General features: G+C 39.3%; 25 protein-coding genes and 1 pseudogene. 8 read left to right on the top strand and 18 right to left on the bottom strand.

Going from position 1 to position 26,598, the window contains the following annotated elements; all coding sequences use genetic code 11:
• The first annotated feature begins 27 nt into the window (after positions 1-27).
• From ASC84_RS20975 to ASC84_RS20965, 3 genes are all read left to right on the top strand, one after another.
• A complete protein-coding gene (locus ASC84_RS20975) occupies positions 28-804 on the top strand; it encodes a dioxygenase (protein WP_004717246.1) in 777 nt (258 codons plus the stop codon).
• Between the two features lie 166 nt (positions 805-970).
• Complete coding sequence (locus ASC84_RS20970; protein WP_056518135.1) at positions 971-1,741, top strand: META and DUF4377 domain-containing protein; 771 nt, start codon at positions 971-973, stop codon at positions 1,739-1,741.
• A gap of 276 nt (positions 1,742-2,017) precedes the next feature.
• Positions 2,018-2,437, top strand: coding sequence for a DUF4377 domain-containing protein (locus ASC84_RS20965; RefSeq protein ID WP_056518133.1), 420 nt, complete (start codon positions 2,018-2,020; stop codon positions 2,435-2,437).
• 72 nt (positions 2,438-2,509) lie between these two features.
• On the opposite strand, the gene gdhA is transcribed toward ASC84_RS20965, so the two are convergent.
• Entirely contained in the window at positions 2,510-3,853 is a 1,344-nt protein-coding gene (gene gdhA / locus ASC84_RS20960) for an NADP-specific glutamate dehydrogenase (protein ID WP_004823182.1), read from the bottom strand.
• 346 nt (positions 3,854-4,199) lie between these two features.
• Here gdhA and ASC84_RS20950 point away from each other — a divergent pair, with 346 nt between their 5' ends.
• Entirely contained in the window at positions 4,200-5,003 is an 804-nt protein-coding gene (locus tag ASC84_RS20950; RefSeq protein WP_056518128.1) for an RnfABCDGE type electron transport complex subunit B, read from the top strand.
• Positions 5,000-5,677, top strand: coding sequence for an endonuclease III (gene nth, locus ASC84_RS20945; protein ID WP_034612511.1), 678 nt, complete (start codon positions 5,000-5,002; stop codon positions 5,675-5,677). Before ASC84_RS20950 ends, nth begins: the two co-directional genes overlap by 4 nt.
• A gap of 118 nt (positions 5,678-5,795) precedes the next feature.
• Here the strand turns inward: nth and ASC84_RS20940 are convergent, their stop codons facing one another.
• From ASC84_RS20940 to ASC84_RS20920, 5 genes are all read right to left on the bottom strand, one after another.
• Positions 5,796-6,146, bottom strand: coding sequence for an SH3 domain-containing protein (locus ASC84_RS20940; protein ID WP_056518216.1), 351 nt, complete (start codon positions 6,144-6,146; stop codon positions 5,796-5,798).
• A 188-nt stretch (positions 6,147-6,334) separates the two neighbouring features.
• Positions 6,335-6,550, bottom strand: coding sequence for a hypothetical protein (locus tag ASC84_RS20935; protein WP_004823188.1), 216 nt, complete (start codon positions 6,548-6,550; stop codon positions 6,335-6,337).
• Positions 6,551-6,641: 91 nt separating this feature from the next.
• Complete coding sequence (gene adk, locus ASC84_RS20930) at positions 6,642-7,295, bottom strand: adenylate kinase (RefSeq protein WP_056518126.1); 654 nt, start codon at positions 7,293-7,295, stop codon at positions 6,642-6,644.
• 83 nt (positions 7,296-7,378) lie between these two features.
• Positions 7,379-8,695, bottom strand: a complete 1,317-nt coding sequence (locus ASC84_RS20925) for a hypothetical protein (protein WP_004717262.1) — start codon at positions 8,693-8,695, stop codon at positions 7,379-7,381.
• Between the two features lie 61 nt (positions 8,696-8,756).
• The gene (locus ASC84_RS20920; protein ID WP_004717263.1) at positions 8,757-9,296 is read right to left on the bottom strand and encodes a hypothetical protein; all 540 of its coding nucleotides are present in this window, start codon (positions 9,294-9,296) and stop codon (positions 8,757-8,759) included.
• A gap of 347 nt (positions 9,297-9,643) precedes the next feature.
• Here ASC84_RS20920 and mrdA point away from each other — a divergent pair, with 347 nt between their 5' ends.
• Positions 9,644-11,713 carry a penicillin-binding protein 2 gene (gene mrdA, locus ASC84_RS20915; RefSeq protein WP_056518124.1) on the top strand — a complete coding sequence of 690 codons (2,070 nt, stop codon included), beginning with the start codon at positions 9,644-9,646 and terminating at the stop codon, positions 11,711-11,713.
• Positions 11,714-11,717: 4 nt separating this feature from the next.
• Positions 11,718-12,266: a 16S rRNA (guanine(966)-N(2))-methyltransferase RsmD gene (gene rsmD / locus ASC84_RS20910; protein WP_056518213.1), complete on the top strand. Its 549-nt coding sequence runs from the start codon at positions 11,718-11,720 to the stop codon at positions 12,264-12,266.
• Between the two features lie 213 nt (positions 12,267-12,479).
• Here the strand turns inward: rsmD and ASC84_RS20905 are convergent, their stop codons facing one another.
• Positions 12,480-12,689 (bottom strand): hypothetical protein, encoded by a 210-nt coding sequence (locus ASC84_RS20905; protein WP_004717269.1) that lies wholly within the window; start codon positions 12,687-12,689, stop codon positions 12,480-12,482.
• Positions 12,690-12,827: 138 nt separating this feature from the next.
• Positions 12,828-13,307, bottom strand: a complete 480-nt coding sequence (locus ASC84_RS20900; RefSeq protein WP_227515186.1) for a hypothetical protein — start codon at positions 13,305-13,307, stop codon at positions 12,828-12,830.
• Positions 13,308-13,822: 515 nt separating this feature from the next.
• On the opposite strand from ASC84_RS20900, the gene ASC84_RS20895 reads away from it, so the two are divergent.
• Positions 13,823-14,584: a 3-oxoacyl-ACP reductase gene (locus tag ASC84_RS20895; protein ID WP_056518121.1), complete on the top strand. Its 762-nt coding sequence runs from the start codon at positions 13,823-13,825 to the stop codon at positions 14,582-14,584.
• A gap of 154 nt (positions 14,585-14,738) precedes the next feature.
• Here ASC84_RS20895 and sucD read toward each other — a convergent pair whose 3' ends face one another.
• The 10 genes and pseudogenes from sucD to sdhC all read right to left on the bottom strand — a co-directional run bounded on the left by sucD (position 14,739) and on the right by sdhC (position 26,533).
• Positions 14,739-15,629 (bottom strand): succinate--CoA ligase subunit alpha, encoded by an 891-nt coding sequence (gene sucD / locus ASC84_RS20890; RefSeq protein ID WP_004717274.1) that lies wholly within the window; start codon positions 15,627-15,629, stop codon positions 14,739-14,741.
• Positions 15,630-15,641: 12 nt separating this feature from the next.
• On the bottom strand, positions 15,642-16,808 hold the full coding sequence (gene sucC / locus ASC84_RS20885; RefSeq protein WP_004717276.1) for an ADP-forming succinate--CoA ligase subunit beta: 1,167 nt from the start codon (positions 16,806-16,808) through the stop codon (positions 15,642-15,644).
• A gap of 168 nt (positions 16,809-16,976) precedes the next feature.
• Positions 16,977-18,410 carry a dihydrolipoyl dehydrogenase gene (gene lpdA / locus ASC84_RS20880; RefSeq protein ID WP_004717278.1) on the bottom strand — a complete coding sequence of 478 codons (1,434 nt, stop codon included), beginning with the start codon at positions 18,408-18,410 and terminating at the stop codon, positions 16,977-16,979.
• Between the two features lie 60 nt (positions 18,411-18,470).
• Entirely contained in the window at positions 18,471-19,685 is a 1,215-nt protein-coding gene (odhB, locus tag ASC84_RS20875; RefSeq protein ID WP_004717280.1) for a 2-oxoglutarate dehydrogenase complex dihydrolipoyllysine-residue succinyltransferase, read from the bottom strand.
• Positions 19,685-22,522, bottom strand: a complete 2,838-nt coding sequence (locus ASC84_RS20870; RefSeq protein ID WP_004717282.1) for a 2-oxoglutarate dehydrogenase E1 component — start codon at positions 22,520-22,522, stop codon at positions 19,685-19,687. Before ASC84_RS20870 ends, odhB begins: the two co-directional genes overlap by 1 nt.
• Positions 22,523-22,660: 138 nt before the next feature.
• Positions 22,661-22,763, bottom strand: a pseudogene (locus ASC84_RS23440) (hypothetical protein); the annotation flags it as partial.
• 370 nt (positions 22,764-23,133) lie between these two features.
• The gene (locus tag ASC84_RS20865; RefSeq protein ID WP_004717284.1) at positions 23,134-23,844 is read right to left on the bottom strand and encodes a succinate dehydrogenase iron-sulfur subunit; all 711 of its coding nucleotides are present in this window, start codon (positions 23,842-23,844) and stop codon (positions 23,134-23,136) included.
• Between the two features lie 14 nt (positions 23,845-23,858).
• Positions 23,859-25,757 carry an FAD-dependent oxidoreductase gene (locus tag ASC84_RS20860; RefSeq protein WP_004717286.1) on the bottom strand — a complete coding sequence of 633 codons (1,899 nt, stop codon included), beginning with the start codon at positions 25,755-25,757 and terminating at the stop codon, positions 23,859-23,861.
• 12 nt (positions 25,758-25,769) lie between these two features.
• On the bottom strand, positions 25,770-26,135 hold the full coding sequence (gene sdhD / locus ASC84_RS20855) for a succinate dehydrogenase, hydrophobic membrane anchor protein (protein WP_004717289.1): 366 nt from the start codon (positions 26,133-26,135) through the stop codon (positions 25,770-25,772).
• A complete protein-coding gene (gene sdhC / locus ASC84_RS20850) occupies positions 26,135-26,533 on the bottom strand; it encodes a succinate dehydrogenase, cytochrome b556 subunit (RefSeq protein ID WP_126606943.1) in 399 nt (132 codons plus the stop codon). Before sdhC ends, sdhD begins: the two co-directional genes overlap by 1 nt.
• Positions 26,534-26,598 lie beyond the last annotated feature (65 nt).

Below are 26,598 nucleotides of genomic sequence, written 5' to 3'. Positions count from 1 at the left end.
ATTTAATGATCATTTAGGCACAAAGATATGAACTTACAAACACTCCCAGGTTTATTCATTTCACATGGCTCTCCCATGCTTGCGCTAGATCCTGAACAAGTCGGTCCTGCACTACATCGTCTTGGTCTAAATTTGCCAAAACCACAAGCCATCGTGGTGATGTCTGCCCACTGGGAAAGTGAGGCTTTAGAAGTCAATACAGGTGTACGCCCTGAAACATGGCATGACTTTCGTGGTTTTCCTCAAGCGCTGTATGAGATTCGCTATCCCGCACCAGGAAATCCTGAATTGGCGGAAGAAATTCTACATCTCTTGGCTGAAGCTCACCTCCCTGCACATGCAAATAGTACTCGACCACGTGATCATGGCGTATGGATGCCTTTATTACATATGTATCCTGAGGCGGATATTCCAGTCATTGAAATTTCTTTACCGATGAATATGCATGCTGATCAAATCTACCAAATTGGTCAAGCACTTGCCCCACTCCGTGAAAAACAAATTTTATTGATTGGTTCAGGCAGTATCACTCACAATTTAAGAGAATTGTCATGGAACGGCAAAGATGAGAACGTTCCTGAATGGGCATCTACATTTAGGAATTATGTGGTGAGCAAACTCAACCATAGTAATTATGATGCTGTATTGGAATGGGATAGCATTCCTTATCTACAGAAAAATCACCCAACACTTGAGCACTTTGCGCCTCTTTTCTTTGCAATGGGTACTGGCCATCGCTTTAGTATTGTGCACAGTAGTTTTTCGATGGGCGCGCTAGGTATGGATATTTATCGTTTTGACTAAATGATTCAATTGATCATCATTCAGCACAAATGATAACAATTTGTTAATTATTGTTTAACTTTTAGTTATATGGATACATATTGAAACCGAATTAATAAATTGTATCCATATCTTTTAGTGTTTCATGGTTTATCCTATGCATAGTTTTTTAAAACGTGAATAGAATATGAAATTCAAATATTTAGCATTAGCTGTACTTCCTTTAGCCCTAGCGGCTTGCCAATCTGGCGATATTCAAAAATTGGGTGATACCGCTGTGAAAGTATTACAACAACAAGGTAATGCAGAGCAAACATTAAATGCTTATCAATGGTCTTATCAACCAGCAGATACCAAACAACCCATCGTACTTAATTTTGCAGACCAACGTCTAAGTGTTGCGACTGGCTGTAACAGACTAATGACCAGTGCAAAAGTTGAAAACGGCTTATTGGTTACTGGCAATATCGCATCAACCAATATGATGTGTTCTCCTGAATTAATGAAACAAGAAAGTTTTGCTGCGGCATTGTTCCAATCAAATAAAACAGCATTTGTACTCGACACAACAAACACTGAAAGCCCAACGCTTACTTTGGTAAACGCGACAGGTGGTAAAGTTGTATTTATAGGTAAAATGACACCTGAAACTAAATACCAAAGCCAAGGTGAAACAATTTTCTTAGAAATCAGCCCAGAAACTAAAGAATGTTCTGCTGGTGTAAGAAAAATGCAGTGCTTACAAGTACGCGAAATCAAATATGCTGACAATGGTGTAAAAACCCAAGTAGATAAAGATTGGACATATTTCTATGACCAAATCGAAGGCTTTACTCATAGCCCTGCTGAGCGCCAAGTGGTTCGTGTAAAACGTTATGAGATTAAAAACCCAGCTGCTGATCAGTCTAAATACGCTTATGTACAAGACATGATTATCGAACGTGAAACTGTAAAATAATTGTATAGAAAAGCTGAAGTTCAACTTCAGCTTTTCTTAGTTTAACTATTTATAAACATCTAGATTTAAATCAGTTTTATGCTTTTCCAGCCAAATAATCAAAATATTTCTATTTTAAGGTTTGCGCCTCAATTTTAATCGATGCAGAACATTCAACACTGCATAATAATTAAAAAAAACAGTGAATATAAACACTCAATAATACAAACTTAAGCAATCCATAGTGATTGCAGCAAAGCTCATTTTTAATACAGCAAGATCGATAAAGGTAAAATCATGAATCACAAATTAAGCGTTGCATTAATCTTACCGTTGCTCGTCATGGCATGTAGCCAAGAATCTACAACTCAAAAAGTTCCTACAACACCAACGCCTATAGAAACCCAAGTTTCAAATACAGCAGCTCAACCACAAATTATTTTTTTAGAGGTCAGTCCTGAAACTCGACCTTGTACTGGTGTCGCACCACAAACTTGTCTTTTAGTCCGTGAATTAACATTGAACGAAACTGGTCAAAAAAATTATAGCGAGAAAGAAGCGAGTTATTTTTATGACTCTATTGATGGCTTTACCCATAATTCAAAGTCTACTCAAATTATTAAGGTCAAACGCACAGAAATTGCCAATCCTGCAGCTGATCAGTCTCAATACCAATATGAACTCGACTCAATTGTTGAAACACTTCCGAGCAAATAGCTTGTCGCTGTTTTTAATTGCTAAAAAAACCGATGCAAAAGCATCGGTTTTAAGTTCAAAATCAAACTGAGATTAGAACACGCCTTGCGCTAACATTGCATCGGCAACTTTGACGAAACCAGCAATATTTGCACCATTTACATAGTTCACTGTGCCATCAGCTTGAGTACCATACTTCACACAGTTACGATGAATTTCTTTCATAATTGCATGTAGACGCTCATCCACTTCTTCAAATGTCCACCCTAAACGAATCGAATTTTGTGACATTTCAAGACCAGAAGTGGCAACACCACCTGCATTTGACGCTTTACCTGGTGCATAAAGAATTTTTGCTTCTACAAATTTTTCAACAGCTTCTAGTGTTGAAGGCATATTGGCACCTTCTGCAACACAGATTACACCATTGGCAAGCAGTACATCTGCATCTTCTTCATTTAATTCATTTTGAGTTGCACATGGCAATGCAATATCACACTGAATTGACCAAGGGCGTTGACCTTCTAAATATTCAAAACCGTGTTTTGATGCAAACTCAGAAATACGTCCACGTTTTACGTTTTTAAGTTCCATCACTTCAGCAAGAAGCTCATTGGTAAATCCATTTTTTACATGTACCGTACCGTTTGAGTCAGACAATGAAACTACTTTCGCACCTAAGTACATGGCTTTTTCTGCAGCAAACTGCGCAACATTGCCCGAACCTGAAATCACCACAATTTTATCTTTAAAGCTTTCACCGCGAGTTTTTAGCATTTCTTCAGCAAAATAAACTGTACCAAAACCTGTTGCTTCTGGGCGAGCCAAAGAACCACCGAATGATGAACCTTTACCCGTAAATACACATGAAGTGTCATTACTGAGCTTTTTCATCATACCCGCCATGTAACCCACTTCACGGCCACCCACACCAATATCCCCTGCTGGAATATCAGTATTAGAACCAAGGTGACGGTAAAGTTCGATGATTAATGCTTGGCAAAAACGCATGATCTCGCCGTCTGATTTGCCTTTAGGATCGAAATCAGAACCACCTTTACCACCACCCATAGGCAGTGTGGTCAAGGCATTTTTAAACGTCTGCTCAAAACCTAAAAATTTTAAAATAGAAAGATTTACAGATGGGTGAAACCGCATGCCGCCTTTAAATGGGCCAATAGCAGAATTATATTGAACACGAAAAGCACGGTTAACTTGAGTTTGCCCCTTATCATCTACCCATGAAACACGGAATTGAATCGCTCGTTCTGGCTCAACAAGACGTTCAAGCAAACCATGCTCAGCATACTCTGGGTTTTTCTCAATAAATGGCCACAAACTGGTCATAACTTCTTCCACAGCTTGTAAAAACTCTGGTTGATTTGGATCACGTGCTTTAACGTAATTTAAAAAGTCATTCAGGCTATTATATTTCAACGCTCATTCCTCAGCAGAAAATGATACAAAAAAGGTCAACCCTTTTAATAAAATGATAAATTTTGGCGCAAAGTATTTAATCCCTTTTGTATATAATCCACAACCTTTTTTCAAATGTTTTTTCAAATAATATTTAAATTCAATATGATAATTTCTAATCAACCCCAAATAAAATGTCAATTTGTTGGCGTTTTTAACCAAAAACATATTCGATATTTTGATCTAAATTAGCGCATTTTTAGCGCCAAATTAGAGCAAAGATTTTCACTACAAAACATGCTAAAATTGCAAAATATTCTTCGCTTTTACAAAGCATTTGTTCATTTTTCTTTAAAGTTTTATTCACATGAATTCATCGCTTTCCTTCATTCAGCAAATAGATGCCATTTTGCCACAAACACAATGTGGACTCTGTGGTCACCGTGATGGGTGTCTACCTTATGCAAAATCTATTGTAGAAAAAGGCGAAGAAGCCAATAAATGTGTGCCAGGTGGGCAGCCTGTTGCAGATGCGCTTGCTGATATACTCAATCGCAATAAGCTCGTTGCTGAACCAAGTGTCTGGCCAACTCAAAGCGATGGCCGTCCACAACGCATGAAAGCCATTATTCGTGAAGATGAATGTATTGGTTGTACCAAATGCATCAGTGCTTGCCCTGTAGATGCCATTATTGGTTCTGGTAAACTGATGCATACCGTACTTACAGATCTATGCACTGGCTGTGAACTATGCATTGCTCCCTGTCCAGTAGATTGCATTGATTTAGTTGAAGACATTCAGCCTATTCCAAATGAACAACAACGTCTTTTAGAACAAAATGACTTACGTGGTCGTTACTATGCACATATTCAACGTGAAGAAAAACAACGCATGCATCGTAAAGGTCCTGTGGTTCGTGCAGAAATCGACACTGAACTCTTTGCGCAGATAACACAACAGAGTCAGGCTTTACCTACAATTGAAATCAATCAGCCCACAATAAAAAATCCAATTGTTACAGATGCGAAAACCACCATTGAATTGGCTAAGCTGCGGACTCAAATTAAAAAACTAGAGAAACAATTGAGTGTTCGAGCAGATGAAAATAAGCAACATCAATTAAATGAATTGATTCAACAGTTATCTGTTTTGCAAGAGGATGCATCATGACTGTAAAGAATATGACCAAAAAGCAGATTCAGATTTTCTTTGAACGATTACGTGAGCAACGCCCAAATCCTAAAACAGAACTCAATTACTCAAACCCATTTGAGTTGCTTGTCGCTGTTACCTTATCGGCTCAAGCCACAGATGTAAGTGTCAACAAAGCCACTGATAAGTTATTCCCTGTCGCCAATACTCCTGAACAGATTTATGCATTGGGTGTAGACGGTTTAAAGCAATATATTAAAACCATCGGTTTATATAATGCCAAAGCTGAAAATGTGATTAAGGCCTGTAAAATTCTGATTGAGAAACACAATAGCCAAGTTCCAGACAATCGTGCTGATTTAGAAGCCTTACCCGGCGTAGGTCGTAAGACTGCTAATGTTGTGCTGAATACCGCCTTTGGTCAGCCTACAATGGCTGTAGATACGCATATCTTCCGTCTTGGCAATCGTACTGGACTGGCTGTAGGGAAAAACGTCCTTGAGGTCGAACATCGTTTAATTAAAGTGATTCCAAAAGAATTTATTATTGACTCGCATCATTGGTTAATTTTACATGGCCGCTATTGCTGTATTGCACGTAAACCCAAATGCAATGAATGTATTGTGTCAGATGTTTGTAATTGGCCTGATAAATATGAGTTTGGTGCTGCACGCGAAGTCAAAACAAAGTAGCGAATAAATGAGAGATTTTGATAAAACATAGTCATCATTTAATCAAGATTATGCTTTGTCATTTTTCTGAGGAAGTTATTTACTGAAGAAATAGATAGAATCTTAAAATAGCCCTCAATCAAATCTGACTTAACACCTCTAAGGGCACCCAACCAGACTGCTCATCAGATAATCTGCTACACCAAATCCAGCCATTTAGTTGTTCTTCTCCAACCAATAGATCGCCATGATCTACATTGAGTTCTTTCGCTGTGTAATCTGCTATTGCATGGCCTTGATGCTTATTGATCCATTCAATGATTTGAGTAGGAACCCACCCCTCTAATCCACTGTCGACTGTGCAGAAATACCAATTGTCCCAATTCTCCGAGCCTTGATACTTTTCGCCTATGTTGAGCAAAGTCCCCTTTGAAAAATGAATAGGCTCTAAATATTCGCTACGATGTGCTGCTATGGCAATCAATTTCATTTGGACAGTCTTCTTATAATATGAATGCTGTGAATTTAACATGTAGATGGATAAACAAAACACTTAGAATTAATTGCTTACACATCTCAATCATACAAATTCATCAATTAAATTCATCAATTTGGAATAATGAAGCTCGATGATAGATAAGGATTAATTTATCCTCAGCATTAATCTCCCTGATTATTTTACTTTTTATTTTCCAAATCTTTCTTTAACTTTTCAAGTCGTTTCCACTCTTCAGCCACCTGTGGATGCACTTGGTAATTGCCTGATTTTCTCATTTCACGGCGTTGCTGAAGCTCTTCTTTTTGTGCTTTGCGTAGCAATTTAAAGCTCATATACAATAAGCCCAAAAGAAGCAATATACTCAAAATGACCAAGGCAATTAATACAAACTTCACTCTCTACGCCACTCTTGCAAAAAAAAAGAGACCTAATATGAATCAGGTCTCTGTTATTGTCAAAGCTTAAAAAAATGCTTTGAATGCGGTCTTATTTATCTAAAATCGCAAATAAATCTTTTTGGACATCTTCTATTGGACGTAAACCGTTCAATTTATTATAAGTCGGTGCATTCTCCCCAGAAGCTGCACGTCCTTGATAGAAACCAACAAGCTGTTCAGTTTCATTATGATAAGAGCCTAAACGCTTACGAATCGTTGCTTCTTCGTCATCTGGACGTTGCACAAGATCTTCGCCAGTTTCATCATCTTTACCTTCCACTTTCGGTGGGTTATAAATCGTGTGATAAACACGACCAGATGCTGGGTGCTGACGACGACCAGAAAGACGTTTTACGATTTCTTCGTCTGGTACTTCAATTTCGATCACATGGTCAATGCTAATCCCTTCGCTCTCTAAAGCCTCAGCTTGAGGAATCGTACGTGGGAAACCATCGAAAATACAACCATTTACACAATCAGGTTGTGCAATACGTTCTTTCACTAAACCGATAATAAGCTCATCAGATACTAAACCACCTGATTCCATTACACTTTTAGCTTTAAGACCTAATTCAGTACCTTCACGAATTGCAGCACGGAGCATATCACCGGTTGAAATTTGTGGGACATTGTAGCGCTTACAGATCAACTGAGCTTGTGTACCTTTACCTGCTCCAGGTGGTCCGAGTAATATAATGCGCATAAAAAAACATCCTCATTTAAAACAATATGTATGATACCGTTTGCCATGACAAATTAAAACTTATCATCGTAATGGCATCAAATTTATAAGAAAGCCACAAATAAATGTATTAGACCAGCAAAAAATCCAGTCACACCACCAAGTACAATCAATATCCATTCGTCTTCCTGAAATGCAGGACGTAACAGGTTTTGAAACTCTTTTGGGGTTAACTCTCTAATCCGCTCTTTAAACATCTGAAAAATTTTCTGTGCACGGCTCGCATTAAACGCAGGGTCGCAAACAGGCACCATCGTAATTTCAATTGACCGATCAATCAAGTCTGTCTTGAGTTTTGCATACTCTTTTAGTCCTAAAGACAATTGTAAAGAGGTCCGAACCAATGGAGTTTCCATAATTTCGTTAATATGACGCTTTACAATACGACGGGTTTTTTCTTTCTTAGGACCATACATCATTTCAGTCATGATTGATTTTAACGTAATCAAATCTTCAGTCACGACACTTGCAAAAACATCTGACACTTCTTCTTGGCGTTTCATAAACGCACCTTGAACATTATAAGTGCCAATTCTTGGAATAACAGGTTTAATCCATGGAAATTTTCGATCTTTTGTACGTTCAAAAAATTGTGGATAGCGTACGTAATGTGGCTCTACTGGATTGAAAACCATCCAGATTGCAATCCAGTTGGTTAAAAAGCCCCAAACGGCTGCAAAGAAAGGTACCGTCCAATGTTGTGGTACAAAGACATAAACAAACATTTGGAAAATACCAAAGAAACTCCCGATTACAGCACTAATATGCCAAATAAAGTTAATTTCTTTTTGCCCAACTTTTAAAAACATACGGACCATCAAACGGCGATCGCCTTCCATTTGAGTAACGACCATATCCCGCATGTTGACCAGTGACTCGACGTTCATGGTCAGCTCGGTCACGAGTTCTCTTAAGACACCCGGCAATTGTTTATGCGCTTGACCATAAATTCGTCGTTTAATCGAATAAGGTAAGTTTTCCCACAAAACAGCATTGCGATCTAACATCACCTCATCAATCAAGTGCTCAAGCTCAAAACCGACTTGTTCACCGATAATTCGAGCCATATCTTCAGGATCCATTGCATCTAAAAATTCACGCAAAGAACCCAGTTTGGATAATGTATTGTCTGTGATGATGCCTGAAATTCGCCCAGCTTTGCGTGGCACAATCCCTTGCCAACCCACGGGTAAGGGACCAATATGGAACCCCCAGAACGTGATTGGATAAAATACCATTTTCAGTGCCATCCAAACGTGTGCCCACGTTACAAAGGCCGTCACTGGGATGATACTTAAAATGGCAAGATGATCAGGTCGAGCTGTAAAAGCGTGCCACAAACCATTAACGTATTCCAACATGCATGACTCTCGTATTTATTTCTATTTGCGGTCGAAGGATATGGATAAAATCATAAAAACTTTAGAACCCGACACTTAAGGTATAAGCAAATTGTATTTGTGGACGAGTTTCCAGGACCATATCTCCATTTTTATTATGAAGTTCACTACCTGCACCCATCCCCACACTAAATGTACTTATACGCTCTTTATTCAATAAAACATAAGATAAATCGGCACCACCACCATATTGGACTTCATCACTTCCGTCCACTTTTTTACTTTTAAGTGTTCCACCATAGACCCCAACATAGAATCCATTTTTATCTTTACCATTTAATACTACAGGAATTCTATAGCCGACTTGACCAGCAAATTCATGGTCGCCATTATAAAAAACACCTAATTTAGTATACGCAATTCCATAAGGATTTACCCATTCACCATTCGCATGGACCATCTGTTGCGTTACACCCGCACCAATATTCCATTTAGAAGCATCTTCAGGCTTAAACTTTGCCTCTGGTAAAATTCCCTTCATATCTGGCAAATAATCTTTAACATCAGCATGCGCGAAATTTCCGACAGCTACTAACATTAATAAGGGAAAGATTTTTTTCATTATTTTCTCCATTATCCCTAATCTTAACTTAGGTCGAATCTATTTATCCTTAAGGCTCGACTTTAACAGAATTATTTTGGCACTCATATACAAAACGCTATAAATTTAATGTCGCTAAGGTCAAATCTAGATAGAGTCTATTGACAATTCCTCAATGTTTACAACGATGCGTATTTTTCAGGTGAAATGTCAACGGACCTGCATTCGGCATAACAACTTTGTTGCAGAGATTGAGTTAAAATATATTTTGATGAGTTATTTGTGTTTTTTAATTTTTAAGACTCAATCTAGGGTAAAATGTTTGACCCCTAAATTCACCCATCTTTAAGTACTAAAGCCGACGACGTATGAAGCAGCAGTTTCCTCTAAAAAATGTCCAACAAGAAAAACGCATCTTTCGTAGTCGTGTCTTTTTTGCGATTGGTATTGTTTCATTTTTTATGTGCCTTCTGGTTGCACGTTATGCTTATCTGCAAATTTTCCATCACCAAGAATTTAGTGAAGCATCAGATAAAAACCGTATTCGGCTCCAGCCTATCGCACCAGCACGTGGCTATATTTATGATCGTAATGGAATTTTACTGGCAGATAACTACCCTGTTTTTACTGCAACCCTCAGCAAAGCCGATGTTGAAGATATAGATGATACGGTTAAACGTTTAATTCCAATTTTAAATCTGAATCAAGAAGATATTGACCGTTTTAATAGCCGGATTAAAGCCTCTAAAAAAACAGAACGAGTCACCTTAAAGCTAAACCTAACAGAACAAGATATTGCACGCTTTAGTGAAATCAAGTTTCAATTTCCGGGTGTTGATATCGAAACACAAATGACCCGCTATTATCCACATGGTGAGCTATTTGCCCATGTTATTGGCTATGTGGGTCGTATTAACGATAAAGAGCTCAAAGCAATTGATAAAGATAGTTATGCAGGAACCAACCTGATTGGGAAAATTGGTGTAGAGAAATCCTATGAAGATTTACTGCATGGTGTTCCTGGTTATGAATCGATTGAAGCCGATGCACATGGTAATGTCTTACGTCATTTAGGCCGTAAAGAGTCTACCCGAGGCAATGACTTATATCTTTCACTCGATTATGGCCTGCAAACCATTGCAGCAGAACAGCTTAAAGATCGTCGTGGTGCAATCGTCGCAATTGATCCACGAACTGGTGAAATATTAGCACTGGTTTCAAGCCCAAGTTTTAACCCGAACTTATTTGTAACAGGTATTGGACACGCAGATTATACAGCCTTGCGTGACAACCTAGATCAACCGCTCTATAACCGTGCTGTCCAAGGAACCTATCCTCCTGGCTCTACCATTAAACCGATGGAAGGCTTAGGTGGTATTCACTTTAAAACGGTAGATTGGGGAACTACCATTTCCGATCCTGGCTATTTCCATTTACCTGGCGATTCACATAAATTCCGTGACTGGAAAAAGACTGGACATGGCTCAGTCAACTTACATAAGTCCATTGTGGTTTCTTGTGATACTTACTTCTATATCTTGTCTTACCAGATGGGTATAGACCGCATGAATGAATGGATGCGCCAATTTGGTTTCGGTGAAAAGACGGGGGTAGATTTACCAAGCGAAAGTACAGGTTTATATCCAAGTCCTGAATGGAAAATGCGTACCCGAAAAAGCAAATGGCTCAAGGGTGAAACCATTTCTGTCAGTATTGGTCAAGGTGCGTTTACCGCGACTCCATTACAACTGGCGATGGCAACAGCAATTACCGCCAACCATGGTGCACATGTCACACCACACGTATTACGTGAATCCAAAGGGGCGAAAAAGCATGAAGTACTCAATGCCCCGACAGGAAAAATCAACTTCAGTGGTACAGATGAAGACTGGATTAAAATGCGTGATGCAATGGTTGATGTTATTCAAACAGGTACAGGTCGTGGTATCCGTACACCAATGTACCAAATCGCAGGTAAAACAGGTACAGCACAGGTGAAGAGTATTGCCCAAGGCAAGCGCTATAACGAAGCCGCACTGACATCAAGACAATTAGACCACGGTTTATTTGTTGGTTTTGCACCTGCTGAAAACCCTGAAATTGCCATTGCGGTGATTTGGGAAAATGGTAAGCATGGTGGTTCTGCTGCCAAGATTGCTCGTCCTGTGTTTGATTACTGGTTGCTGACTCGCAAAAAGAATCCAATTGTACCGCTTAACCATCAAGTCAGTGGTGGCTTAATGACAGCTGGCATCAAACCGGGTGAACTGCCAAGTGGTGATGTTTCTCTTGCAGCAGATCCAAATGCCTTGCCTAAACCGAAGCCAAATACACAGACCAATACGGCTACCCAAAACCGTATACCAACTCAAGGTCATAGTACGACTTCGACGCAACCCACTCCCCCACCTGTACCTGAGGCTGATATCAGTGAATAATAAAATGAAAAACCAATTACGTATTATTGGTGGAGAATGGAAACGTCGAGTTCTTCCTTTTGCTGATATCGATGGTTTACGTCCTACCCCTGATCGAGTGCGTGAAACATTGTTTAACTGGCTGATGTGGGATATTCAAAATGCCAAAGTCTTAGATCTTTGTGCTGGTTCAGGTGCTTTAGGATTTGAAGCACTTTCACGTGGTGCAAGGCACGTGATCATGATTGAACCCAATGCCACGCAAGCTAAATTTTTAAAAGACAATATTCAGTTGCTTAAAGCTGAAAACTGTCAGCTGAAAATTCAAACAGCACAACACGCCTTATCCAATTTAAATGAACAGTTTGATTTAATGTTTTTAGATCCACCCTATAGTTTAAATTTATGGGATGAATTGGCTCAAAAAGCTGATCAATACTTATCTGATCAAGCATTGATTTATGTAGAAGCAGATCGTGGCTTAAATCAACTGAATTTACCCTCAACATGGCAATTACAGAAACAAACCAAAGCTGGTGTAGTACAAGCAGGTTTATTTAAAAAAATAATATAGGGTATTGTTCTCGTGTGGCATGCCCTACAAAAAATACGCTATTGCCTACACAAATATATTTAAACTTTCAATGTAAAATGCGGCAGTGCCACCCTACAAAGATATAAATTAGTTTTTATGAAAATATATGAGTTACTTCATTCATATATTTTCAAACAACAAGATAGAAAAAAATGGGCATGCATTGCCCATTTTTATATTTAAGATAAAGAATTAACGCCCTTTCCAATTCCAGTCACGATCATTGCGATCTCGGTCATAACGATGTCGATCACCATCACGACGCTGATCCCAGCGATGATCCGAATCATGTCGCTGATCATAACGACCATGACCACCTCGATGACCATCATCAAATGGTGCAACAATACAGCCGGTTAATGAAATAGCAACTACACCCAACACAATAACTTTGTTTAACATGATGACTCACCTCTTCATCTCATTTTGTTTAAGTTAGTCTGTTAATGTGTAGTGCTAAACAAGCTTATGTTTCAAGTTGTAGTATTTCCCCCATGATTTCTTCATGGAAATAAAAAATGATCGATAAAATATTTATGGTTAATAGGTCAGCGTTCTAATCCAAAACAGACGCAATAATTGCCCACGATCATAAGGAAAACTAGAGATGTATTCATAACCCACTTTGTTTAAAGCATTGATCTTAAATTCAATACCATAACCAAAAGAAAGATAAAGCTCACTTGATGCAGGATTATCATTTGAAGGGTTGAGTAATGATGTCTTTAATTGTTGTACATTGTAAGCAGTATAATTAAATACACGAATACGCTCATTTTCATAAAATTTATTGGTTAAAATTGAATAATCTGCCAATTCATGCTCATGCTGTTCTGCTAATTTTTTTTGCAATTGATCTTGTTCAAAAAAAATATCATTTCGCTCAGTGCTTATTTCAGTATCACTTAGGCTATTTTCTTGATTTTCAATTTTAAATAATTGCTCATCTTGCAATTGATCTGGTTGTCCTAATAATTCATCTTGATATTCCACAATTTGATTTTGTGCCTCTTCTGCCATAAGTGCCAGATCATCAAAAGCATAAACATTTGAATTTATAAAAAATATAAAAATGACCATTAAATTGAGCGGGTAAATAGGTCGCATGTTTTGCCTAATCAATTCATCATTTTTATCGGAGTTATACCAATCATAAAACAAGATGGTTGTCTCCTCTGTTTGTTTATACGTCACTTAAATGTTCAGTCTAATTGTAGCCTACATATAGATCAGAATGGCTGAAGCACACCCAATATCAAATGCGTTTCGTTTTAATTATAAATAATATGATCAATATGTTAAACCAATTAACTATCATTCTGAGCCATCATTTTATCAATAGGATTTAAAAAGTTTAATTATTTGAATATTCATATGTAATCAATCCACTAAGATGCTTAAATTTCTCTAGATGTTTTTATATTTTTCATCTTGAGTATGTACAATTGATAAACTTTGTAACTCATCTCTCAATCTAAGAGTCTCATCGATAAAAGTGCTAAAATTAAATTGATATCAAATGAGTTGATTTGAACATGGAAATACGAGATCAAATTATTCTAGTGACTGGTGGCGCACGTGGTCTAGGACTTGCAATTACCCATGCTTTGATTCGTGAAGGCGCAAGAGTTGTGGTGAATTATTTCAATAGTGAAGAATCCGCACAACAACTTGCTAAGGAACATGCCGAACAAGTTTTTATTTACAAAGCAGATGTAACTGATGCAAATCAAGTCAACACGATGTTTAAAAAGGCAAAACTGCATTATGGACATGCAATCACCTCAGTGATTAATAATGCGCTATTGGCATTTAAATTTGATGGTGATCTACGTCCAAAAGTTGAAACCTTGAGCTGGCACAGTATGCAACAGCAATTGGACAGCGCAGTAAAAGCCGCTTTAAACACCACCCAAGCTGCACTAGAAGATATGAAAAAAGATCATTTTGGTCGAATCATCAATATTGGAACCAATCTTGTGCAGAATCCTGTGGTTCCTTATCATGATTATACTGCAGCTAAAGCAGCACTTTTGGCCTTTACCCGCACCACTTCACACGATTTAGGTCAATATGGCATTAATGTAAATATGCTTTCAGGTGGTCTATTACGTAAGACTGATGCCAGCAGTGCAACACCTGATCAAGTGTTTGATTTGATCGCTGCTTCTACGCCCTTACAAGAAGTCACCACACCTGAGCAGTTTGCAGATGCCGTGCTGGTGTTTTTATCACCGTGGTCACGCGCTGTAACAGGACAAAATTTGATTGTGGATGGTGGTTTAGTCAAAGGCTAATCACAGATCACCACGCTCATATAAATTCCCTTTTTTCTATCTTGCTCACAAGCTTAAACGCTAACCATCAAGAAGCTACAACCAATACTCTTCAACCAATAAAAATGGGAGCCGATTGGCTCCCATTTTTTAGCTTAAAAATTTAAACTTTAAATTAAACCAAGCCTTTCTTTTTTAAGACATCAAACATAGTTGAACCAAGTTCAGCTGGGCTACGCGTATATGCCATACCCGCTTTTTCAAATGCAGCAAACTTCTCTTCAGCAGTACCTTTACCGCCAGAGATAATCGCTCCTGCGTGACCCATACGCTTACCTTTAGGTGCTGTTACACCCGCAATATAACCAACAACAGGTTTAGTCACATTAGATTGAATATATTCAGCAGCTTCTTCTTCCGCACTACCACCAATTTCACCAATCATGATGATTGCTTCTGTTTGTGGGTCTTCTTGGAAAAGTTTTAAGCAGTCAATTTGGTTCATACCTGGAATTGGGTCACCACCGATACCAATACAAGTAGACTGACCTAAACCAAGCTTAGTCGTTTGCGCAACTGCTTCATAAGTCAATGTACCAGAACGAGAAATGATTCCGATTTTACCTGGTTGATGAATATGCCCTGGCATAATCCCAATTTTACATTCGCCCGGTGTGATAATACCTGGACAGTTTGGACCGATTAAACGTGCATTATTACCATAAGTTTCAAGGTAACGTTTCGCTTTTAACATGTCTAAGGTTGGAACACCTTCGGTGATCACCACGATTAACTCAATACCAGAATCGACTGCTTCAACAATAGAATCTAGTACAAATGGTGCAGGTACATAAATTGATGTTGCATTTGCACCAGTCTCTTTTACTGCTTCACGCATTGTATTGAAAACAGGTAGACCAATATGAGTTTGACCACCTTTACCCGGTGTTACGCCACCAACTACTTTTGTACCGTATGCAATTGATTGCTCAGAATGGAATGTACCATTCTTACCTGTAAAGCCTTGTACCAATACTTTTGTGTCTTTATTAACTAATACGCTCATGATTGATACTCCTTACGCTTTCACAGCAGCAACAACTTTTTCTGCGGCATCAGCTAAGCCATTCGCAGAAATTAATTTTAGACCTGATTCATCAAGTAATTTAGCACCTAATTCTGCATTGTTCCCTTCTAAACGAACAACTACAGGTACGGTTACATTTACTTCTTGAACCGCTGCAATAATCGCTTCAGCAATCATGTCACAACGTACGATACCACCAAAAATATTGATCAATACACCTTGTACAGATGAATCTGAAAGAATAATTTTAAATGCTTCAATTACGCGATCTTTAGTCGCACCGCCACCAACATCAAGGAAGTTTGCTGGCTGACCACCATACAGTTTGATGATGTCCATTGTTGCCATCGCAAGACCAGCACCATTCACCATACAACCAATATTACCTTCTAAAGCAACATAGTTAAGGTCAAATTCAGATGCTTTTAACTCACGCTCATTTTCTTGAGATTTATCACGCATCGCTGCAATTTCAGGCAAACGATAAAGTGCATTTGAGTCAATACCGACTTTAGCATCTACACATAAGATTTCGCCATTTTCACGAACTGAAAGTGGGTTAATTTCAAATAGTGCAAAGTCATTTTCAACAAATGCTTTGTACGCGCCTGTCATGATGGTTACAAATTGGCTGATTTGCTTATCTTTTAAACCTAATTGGAAGCCAACATCACGCGCTTGGAATGGCAATAAACCAACCAGTGGATCTACTTCGACTTTAATAATTTTTTCAGGTGTTTCTTCAGCAACTTTTTCAATTTCTACACCACCCTCTGTAGACGCCATGAATGTCACACGACGACTAGAACGGTCAACCACTGCACCTAAATACAATTCACGTTCTACAGGATAAACATCTTCACAAACAAGGATACTATTTACCGGCTGACCATTGGCATCCGTCTGATACGTGACTAAACGAGTACCTAACAGGCTTTTTGCATATTCAGCTGCTTCTTCTTTTGACTTAACAACTTTTACGCCACCCGCTTTACCACGACCACCTGCATGGACTTGGGCCTTCATCACAGCGAATTTGCCACTAATTTGCTCAAAGGCAGCAGATGCTTCTTCGGGCGTAGTGATTAAAATGCCTTCTTGAACTGGCATACCATATTTTTTTAACAGCGTTTTCGCTTGATACTCATGTAGATTCATGTTTTACCTTTTACTACTTTTCACATTGTTATGACACACCAATAATTAGACTTCCATCGCAATAACTATCGGCATTTATTAAAGTTTGTTCTTTTATTTTTAGATGATTATTCAATTAAAAACAACCATCAAAAGTAAAAAGAGCGGTCGAAACCGCTCTTTTTTGTGTTATTTACGTTTACGCTGAATCGCGTGAATCGCACGCCCATCAACAGCAAGCGCTGCTTCATGAACGACTTCAGAATAAGTTGGGTGACCGAAAGTCATCAATTGTAAATCTTCAACTGAAGATACAAATTCAAGTGCAATCATACCTTGGTGAACAATATCAGAAGCACCTGGACCAATGATATGCATACCCAATAAACGATCAGTTTTTGCATCTGCAACAAACTTCACAAATCCAGCAGATTCATTGGCAGCTAAAGCACGACCATTTACCGCAAATGGGAATTGACCGGTTTTAACGTCGTGACCTTTCTCTTTAGCTTGCTCTTCAGTCAAACCTACCCACGCAGCTTCAGGGTGTGTATAAATCACTGAAATAATAGTGTCATAATTCACTTGAGCAGCATGACCATGCATACGCTCAACTGCCATTACACCTTCTTCCATTGCTTTATGCGCAAGCATTGGACCACGTACCAAGTCACCAATTGCATATACACCGTCAACAGACGTTGCACACCAATCGTTCACTTCAACCAAACCACGTTCAGTTAATTTAATGCCTGAATCTTCAGCCAATAAACCTTCTGCATAGGCTTTACGGCCAACACAAACGATTAATTTATCAAAAGTTTGAGTTTTATCTTCGCCTGCTTGGTTATATTGAACAGTCACTTCACGACCATTCACTTCAGTACCTGAAACTTTAGCGCCAATACGAATATCTAAACCTTGTTTTGTTAAAAGTTTTTGATAATCTTTTGCCAACGCTTTATCCGCCATTGGTAAGAATGCATCTAATGCTTCAAACACAACAACTTCAGAGCCAAGACGACGCCATACTGAACCAAGTTCTAGTCCAATTACGCCTGCACCAATTACACCTAAACGTTTAGGCACTTCTTGGAATTCTAATGCACCTGTTGAATCAACGATAAGGTCTTCATCAACTTTTGCTACAGGAATATTTACAGGTACAGAACCAGTTGCAAGAATTACGAATTTAGGTTCTAAAACTTGAACATCGCCACCTTCTAATGGTGTGAATTCAACTTTTTTACCAGCAAGTAATTTACCTGTACCTTGTAACCACTCGATACCATTGCCTTTCAGCAATTGAGCAACACCGCCAGTTAAGTTATCTACAACTTTGTCTTTACGAGCAAGAAGCTTTTGAAGATCAAGTTGGACATTTTCAACTGTAATACCGTGAACATCTAAGCCATGAAGAGTGTCTTCATAGTGATGAGAAGAATCCAAAAGTGCTTTAGAAGGTATACAACCTACGTTTAAGCAAGTACCACCTAAAGATGGCTTACCTTTGTGTACACGTTTTTCGATACACGCAACTTTGAAACCAAGTTGAGCAGCACGAATTGCCGCTTCATAACCACCTGGCCCACCGCCGATTACCACTAAATCAAACTGAGACATGCTTATCTCCAAAAACGAGTTTAAAGGATCACTCTAAACTCGTGTTGTTATTCTAAAGAATTAAAGGTCAAGGATTAGTTTAGCTGGCTCTTCAAGTAACTCTTTAACAGTTACCAAGAAACCTACTGCTTCTTTACCATCAATCATACGATGGTCATAAGAAAGCGCTAAGTACATCATTGGAAGAATTTCAACTTGACCATTTACAGCCATAGGACGCTCTTGGATTTTGTGCATACCTAAAATAGCAGTTTGTGGTTGGTTCAAAATAGGTGTTGAAAGTAGTGAACCGAAAGTACCACCGTTGGTAATTGTGAAAGTACCACCAGTCATATCTTCAATTGCTAATTTACCTTCACGTGCTTTTGCAGCATATGCACCAATACCTGATTCAACTTCAGCATAGTTCATACGGTCAGTATTACGTAATACTGGAACCACTAAACCACGATCAGAAGAAACCGCAACACCGATATCATAGTAACCATGATAAACAATATCATCACCGTCGATTGAAGCATTTACCGCAGGATAGCGTTTAAGTGCTTCAGTTACAGCTTTAACGAAGAATGACATAAAGCCTAAACGTGCACCATGACGTTTTTCGAAAGCATCTTTATATTGCTTACGCATTTCCATCACAGGTTTCATGTTGACTTCGTTAAACGTAGTCAACATTGCAGTTTGCTGTGTAGCAGCAAGAAGACGTTCAGCAACACGCTTACGTAAACGTGTCATTGGAACACGTTTCTCGATACGCTCACCAACAGCAACGCTTAATGGTGTTACAGCTGCAGCAGCTGGTTTAGTTTGATGATTTGCAACATCTTCTTTGGTGATACGACCACCACGACCAGTACCATCTACATCCGCAGCAGCAATACCTGTTTCAGTTAAAGCTTTACGCACTGCAGGTGCTTGATCTTGTACTTGAGCACGTTCAACAACAGGTGCATTACCCGCTTGAGTTTGTGCCGCAGCTTGTTCTACTTTCTCTTCAGATTGAACTGCTTGAGTTTGAGTAGCGCCAGAAACAGCACCTTCTTCAAATGTTGCAATAACTTCAGAAGAAAGAACTGTGTCACCTTCATTTTTGATGATTGCAGAGATAGTACCATCAGCAGGAGCAACAACTTCTAAAACAACTTTATCCGTTTCAATATCACAGATGACTTCATCACGTGATACCGCTTCACCTGGTTGTTTGTGCCAAGTTGCAATTGTTCCGTCAGCAACTGACTCTGGGAACACCGGTGCTTTAATTTCGGTTGCCATTATTTAGATTCTCCTGATTGTTCAGCTACGATCGCAAGTGCGTCATTCACGAGCTGAGCTTGTTGTTTTGCATGCAAATATGGTGAGCCACATGCAGGTGCAGCTGAAGCTTCACGTCCTGCATAGCTAATTTGAACTTGTAGAGCAGACTTCATTACACCTTCGTATAAACGAGGAGCAATGAATAACCATGCGCCTTGGTTCTTCGGTTCTTCTTGACACCAAACAAGTTCTTTTATGTTTGGATATGTCGCAAGCACTTCAGCAAGACGTTTTTCTGGGTATGGGTACAATTGTTCAACACGTACCACCGCAATGTTCAAGTTTTCTTCACGACGTTTTTCAAGTAAGTCGTAATAAACTTTACCACCACAAAGTACAACACGTGTTACATCTTGTTTGTTGATTTGATCCACTTCATCAATCACAGTCTGGAATGTACCAGTTGCAAGCTCTTCCAAAGTTGAAGTTGCAAGTTTATGACGAAGCAATGACTTCGGTGAAGTCACGATCATTGGCTTACGAATTGGGCGAATTGCCTGACGACGCATTGCATGGAAAATCTGTGCAGGTGTCGTTGGTGTAATCACTTGCATGTTTTCTTCAGCACATAACTGTAAGAAACGCTCAAGACGTGCAGATGAATGCTCAGGACCTTGACCTTCATAACCATGTGGAAGAAGTAATGTTAAACCACACACACGTTCCCATTTGGTTTCACCAGATGAGATGAATTGATCAATAACCACTTGCGCACAGTTTGCAAAGTCACCGAACTGAGCTTCCCAGATTACCAAGCTTTTTGGCAATGTTGTTGCATAACCATATTCAAATGCAAGCACAGCCATTTCTGACAATAATGAGTCATAAATTGCAGTACGTGGCTGGTTTTCTTTGATATGACACAGTGGAATATAAACCGAACCATCAACTTGGTTATGTAGCTTGGCATGACGGTGTGAGAATGTACCACGACCAACATCTTCACCAGTCAAACGCACCAAGAAACCATCATCAAGGATAGAAGCATAAGCTAAAGTTTCTGCTGCACCCCAGTTTAATGGCATTTCACCAGTTTGCATTTTCAAACGTTCATCGATCACTTTAGACACTTGGCGCTGCATCACGAAACCTTCCGGTAATTCGCGCATTTTTGTACCAATTTCTTTTAAGCGTTCGATTGGGAAAGTCGTATCCCAAACATCTGTATATTCATGGCCTAGATACGGTTTCCAGTCCACAAACATTTTATCATTTGGTTCAAGCACTAAAGCATTGGCAACATGGTTACCTGCTTCAAGATCTTCACGATATTTTTCAACTAAAGCATCTGCATCAGAACGATCTAATACTTTTTCTTGTACCAATTGATCCGCATAAAGCGTACGTGTAGTCGCTTTTTTATTGATCACTTGATACATCATTGGTTGTGTTGCTGCTGGCTCATCTGCTTCGTTATGACCACGACGACGATAACAGAACATGTCAATCACAACATCTTTACGGAATGTATGACGGAAATCATGTGCCAATTGCGCAACAAACAATACAGATTCTGGGTCATCACCATTTACATGAAAAATTGGCGCCTGAATCATTTTTGCAATGTCAGTACAGTATTCGGTAGAACGTGCATCACGTGGATCAGATGTAGTAAAACCAACTTGGTTGTTGACTACGATATGAACCGTACCACCTACGGTATAACCACGCGTTTGTGACATTTGGAAGGTTTCTTGGTTGACACCTTGACCAGCAAATGCAGCATCACCATGTACAATTACAGGCAATACGTCATCACCACCAATGTCTTTACGACGTACTTGGCGTGCACGAACTGAACCTTCAACCACAGGACCAACAATTTCTAAATGCGATGGGTTAAATGCCAAAGCCAAGTGAACTTCACCACCAGGTGTCATCACATTTGATGAGAAACCTTGGTGATACTTAACGTCACCTGAACCTTTTTTAGCTAAAGTTTTACCTTCAAACTCACCAAACAAATCAGCTGGGTTTTTACCCATGATGTTCACAAGTAAGTTTAAACGACCACGGTGTGGCATCCCAATTACGACTTCTTTACAACCTACAGAACCTGCACGTTGAATAAGTTCGTTTACCATTGGAATGAAAGATTCACCACCCTCTACACCAAAACGCTTCGCACCAACATACTTATTACCGAGGAATTTTTCTAAGCCTTCAGCAGCAGTTAAACGTTCAAGTACGTGTTTCTTTTGATCTGCCGAGAAACCGAACTGACCGCGTGCACCTTCAAGACGTTGTTGAATCCAGCGTTTTTCTTTGGTGTCAACAATGTGCATATATTCAGCACCAATAGAAGCACAGTATGTTGCCTCCATTGCGCTAACCATCTCACCTAAAGTTGCTTCAGTTTTACCAATCGCCAAATTTCCAGCATTGAAAACTGTATCTAGGTCAGACTTGGTTAAACCATGTGCAGCAAGATCTAAATCTGGCACATCTTCACGTTTAGCCAAACCTAGTGGATCAAGCTTCGCTTTTTGATGACCACGGTTACGGTATGCTGCAATCAGTTGCAAAACACCGATTTGACGACGTTCATGCTCAGTACTTACTTCACTTTGCACAACAGGCTGAACACGACTTGAATTACGACCTAATAATAAGAATTGCTCACGAATATTTCCGTGTGGTTGGTCACCTTTAGGGAATTTATCGAAATATTGACGCCAATCCTCACCTACTGAGGTTGGAGAAGAAAGGTACTGTTCGTAAAGCTCTTCAATATACGCTGCACTATCAGCGGAAAGTTCAGTATCAAGACGCAATGCGTCAGCAACTTCTTGCATTTGTGGACCCATTTCCTATTGCAAAAACATTAGAGGGTGCTTTTTAAGCACTCCCATGATTGATAATGCCAAATCGGTAAATTGACATTCACCCATCAGATACTCATGACCAAGGGGCGTTATAAACATTAGCTTTTACTAATGCATACAATGAATCATAACGCCCTCAATGGCATCATCACTCACTTATATACTCAACCGAAGCTGAGCAATTTTTTGCAAATCGACTTAGAAAAAACAAAGGCTTTTTTGCTTTTTCTAAAGCGGTTCTAATCTTAGCTTATAAAATTATTTATAAACTGATCTGGATCACACTTATGTAGAAAAAATGTACCAAAAACATGGTGTGTTTTTCACATATAGTGGTTTGTTAAATCGTAACATGATCTGTCACTTCAATTGATTTTTTTGACACATACCACCTATAAATTAGCGAAATACATACAAGAAATAATCTATTATTATCCATCCATTTATATCGGGTCTGTTGATACTTTTTCAATGCTTAAAGCTTAGATCCCATTCACTCGAACAAAAAACAACCATCTCATTAAAAATCCAATAAAAAAAGAGCGCACATCCCAAGATGTACGCCCTTTTTTCACATCGTATTAACCCGCTTGATCGAGCAACATGCTACGGATATGACCGATCGCTTTTGTTGGATTCAAACCTTTCGGACATACAGACACACAGTTCATAATCCCTTTACAACGGAATAATGAGAATGGGTCATCAAGACGTGATAAACGATCTTGTGTCGCAGTATCACGAGAATCAATAATGAAACGGTATGCATTCAACAATGCTGAAGGACCCAAGAATTTATCCGGGTTCCACCAGAATGATGGGCATGACGTTGAACAACATGCACAAAGAATACATTCATACAAACCATTTAAGTGCTCACGCTCTTCTGGAGATTGTAAACGCTCTTTTGGTGGTGCAGGTTGATTATTGATTAAGAATGGATGAATTTTGTCATACTGATCGTAGAACTGATTCATATCCACAACTAAATCTTTCACTACTGGCAGACCAGGTAATGGACGAATGACGATTTTTTCAGGTAAATCGTTCAGGTTCCATAAACACGCAAGACCATTTTTACCATTGATATTCACACCATCTGAACCGCAAATACCTTCACGGCAAGAACGACGGAATGTTAATGATTCGTCTTGAACTTTTAATGCTAAAAGCGCATCAAGCAACATACGATGCTTATCCGTCAACTCTAGTTTAAAAGTCTGCATATACGGTGCTTTATCCTTATCAGGATCATAGCGGTAGATTTCGAATGTACGTGTACCTCTACTCATCTTATTTCTCCCGATTAGAATGTACGTGGTTTAGGTTCAATTGGGTCTACAGACAATGGGCTGTAACGTACTGGCTTGTATTCAAGATGGTTATCCGCTGAATACCATAAAGTATGTTTCATCCACTCATCGTCACGACGACCATATGAATAGTGCTCATCATCAGCAGGCAATTCATAATCTACAACAGTATGTGCACCACGACATTCTTTACGTGCAGCAGCAGAAATCAATGTTGCTTTCGCTACTTCGTATAAGTTTTCAACTTCCAAAGCTTCAATACGTGCAGTATTAAATACTTTAGATTTGTCTTTTAAATGAATGTTACGTACACGTGGTTCAATCGCAAGAATCTGCTTAACACCCTCATCAAGCAAGGCTTGAGTACGGAATACACCCGCGTGGTCTTGAACGATATCACGAATCGCATCCGCAACTTCTTGTGCATTTTCACCAGAAGTAGAATCATCTAAATGATTGATACGTTTCAACGTGTTCACAAGTACATCATTTGGAAGTGGTTGGTATTCATCACCGTGATGTTTAGTCACGTAATCGATGATGTGTTCACCAGCAGCTTTACCAAATACAACCAAGTCAAGTAATGAGTTGGTACCTAAACGGTTTGCACCATGTACAGACACGCAAGAACACTCACCAATTGCATAGAAGCCTTTTACAGGCACTGTATAATTCATTGTACCGTTGGTTGTGTATTCATTTGCAGCTTTATCAAAACCTGCATAGAAATCTGCTGCATTTTTCGCTGTTTCAGGAATAACCACTTGACCATGAATATTGGTCGGAATACCACCCATTTGATAATGGATTGTTGGTACAACTGGAATTGGTTCTTTGGTGATATCCACGTTTGCGAATTTCTTACCAATCTCAAATACAGATGGTAAACGCTTCATGATGGTATCCGCGCCCAAGTGAGTCATATCAAGTAGGATATAATCACCTTTAGGACCACAACCACGACCTTCTTTGATTTCTTGGTCCATAGAACGTGATACAAAGTCACGCGGAGCCAAATCTTTCAAAGTTGGTGCATAACGTTCCATGAACGGTTCGCCATCTTTGTTACGAAGGATTGCACCTTCACCACGACAACCTTCTGTTAACAATACGCCTGCACCAGCAACACCCGTTGGGTGGAATTGCCAGAATTCCATATCTTGTAATGGAATACCCGCACGAGCAGCCATACCAAGACCATCACCAGTATTGATATAAGCATTGGTAGATGCACGGTAAACACGACCAGCACCACCTGTAGCAAACAATGTTGCTTTGGCTTGGAATACAGCAATTTTGCCTGTTTCTTGGTCAATTGCTGTTACACCGAGTACATCACCTGCTTCGTTACGGATTAAGTCTAATGCAATCCATTCAACGAAGAATTGAGTACCCATTTTCACGTTACTTTGATAAAGCGTATGAAGAAGTGCATGACCTGTACGGTCGGCAGCAGCACAAGCACGTGGAACTGGTTTTTCACCATAGTTCGCAGAGTGGCCACCAAATGGACGTTGGTAAATTGTACCGTCAGCATTACGGTCAAATGGCATACCTAAGTGTTCAAGCTCATAAACAACTTTAGGCGCCTCACGACACATAAATTCGATTGCATCTTGGTCACCTAACCAGTCAGAACCTTTTACCGTGTCATAGAAATGATAGTGCCAGTTATCGTCTTGCATGTTACCAAGCGATGCACCAATACCACCTTGAGCCGCAACAGTGTGAGAACGTGTTGGGAATACTTTAGTTAGCACTGCAACTTTCAAACCTGCTTGAGCAAGTTGATATGAAGCACGCATACCTGAACCACCACCACCAACGATGACTGCATCGAAGAACTGGCTTGGAATATTTGAATAATCTTCTTTAGGGGTTAAAGCGCCCATGACATTTTCCTATCAATTCGCCCAAAAAATCTGGATTGCCCAGATCGCATATGCAATAACAGCAATAATCACTGCTGAAGTTAACACGATGCGTAAACCTGAAGCTGAAGGACCCATCTGACGAGTAGTCACATAGTCAGTGAATACTTGCCACATACCAATCCAAGCATGCGCAACAAGAGATAAGACTGCCAATAAAGATAAAATCTTCATCGGAAGTGTCATCATAAAGCCAAACCATTGCTCATAGTTAAATCCGCCATTGCACAGAATCCAACCTAATACCACAACAGTATAAACAGCTAGAACTACAGCACTTACGCGTTGGATATACCAATCACGAGAACCTGAACCCGTTAAACCTGTAGCACTTTTCATTAGAGAACGATCCATACAAATGAAGCGATAACTGATATCGCAGCCAAGATTAATGCAATAGTTGCTGCTACGCGACCACTTTGCAACTCTTCAGCAAAGCCTAGGTCAGCAAGTAAGTGCTTAATACCCATAATGAAATGGAATAATAAACCAGCGACAAATACCCATACGATAAAACGTACAATGAAGCCACCAAAGATTGCTTGAACTTGAGCAAAGCCTTCAGGCGAAGACAAAGACTTGTCTAAAAGCCACAAAAGTACCGGTACGAGTAAAAATACGATGACACCTGATAGACGGTGTAGAATTGATGCAATAGCCACAGGGGATTTTAAGTTTACATCTAAAACTTGACCCATGGACAAATTGACAGGTCTGTTGCTTTTCACAGCGGGCATCCTGTAAGTAAAAACTCCATCCGGAGTTTGTTGGAATTAATTCGAAGGAAAGCTAGCATTGTCAG

Origin of the sequence: Acinetobacter sp. Root1280, assembly GCF_001425285.1 — a bacterium.
In the GTDB taxonomy this organism is placed as follows: Bacteria; Pseudomonadota; Gammaproteobacteria; order Pseudomonadales; family Moraxellaceae; genus Acinetobacter; species Acinetobacter guillouiae.
The sequence above is the reverse complement of the archived record's forward strand: the minus strand, read 5'-3'. Positions and strand labels throughout refer to the sequence as shown.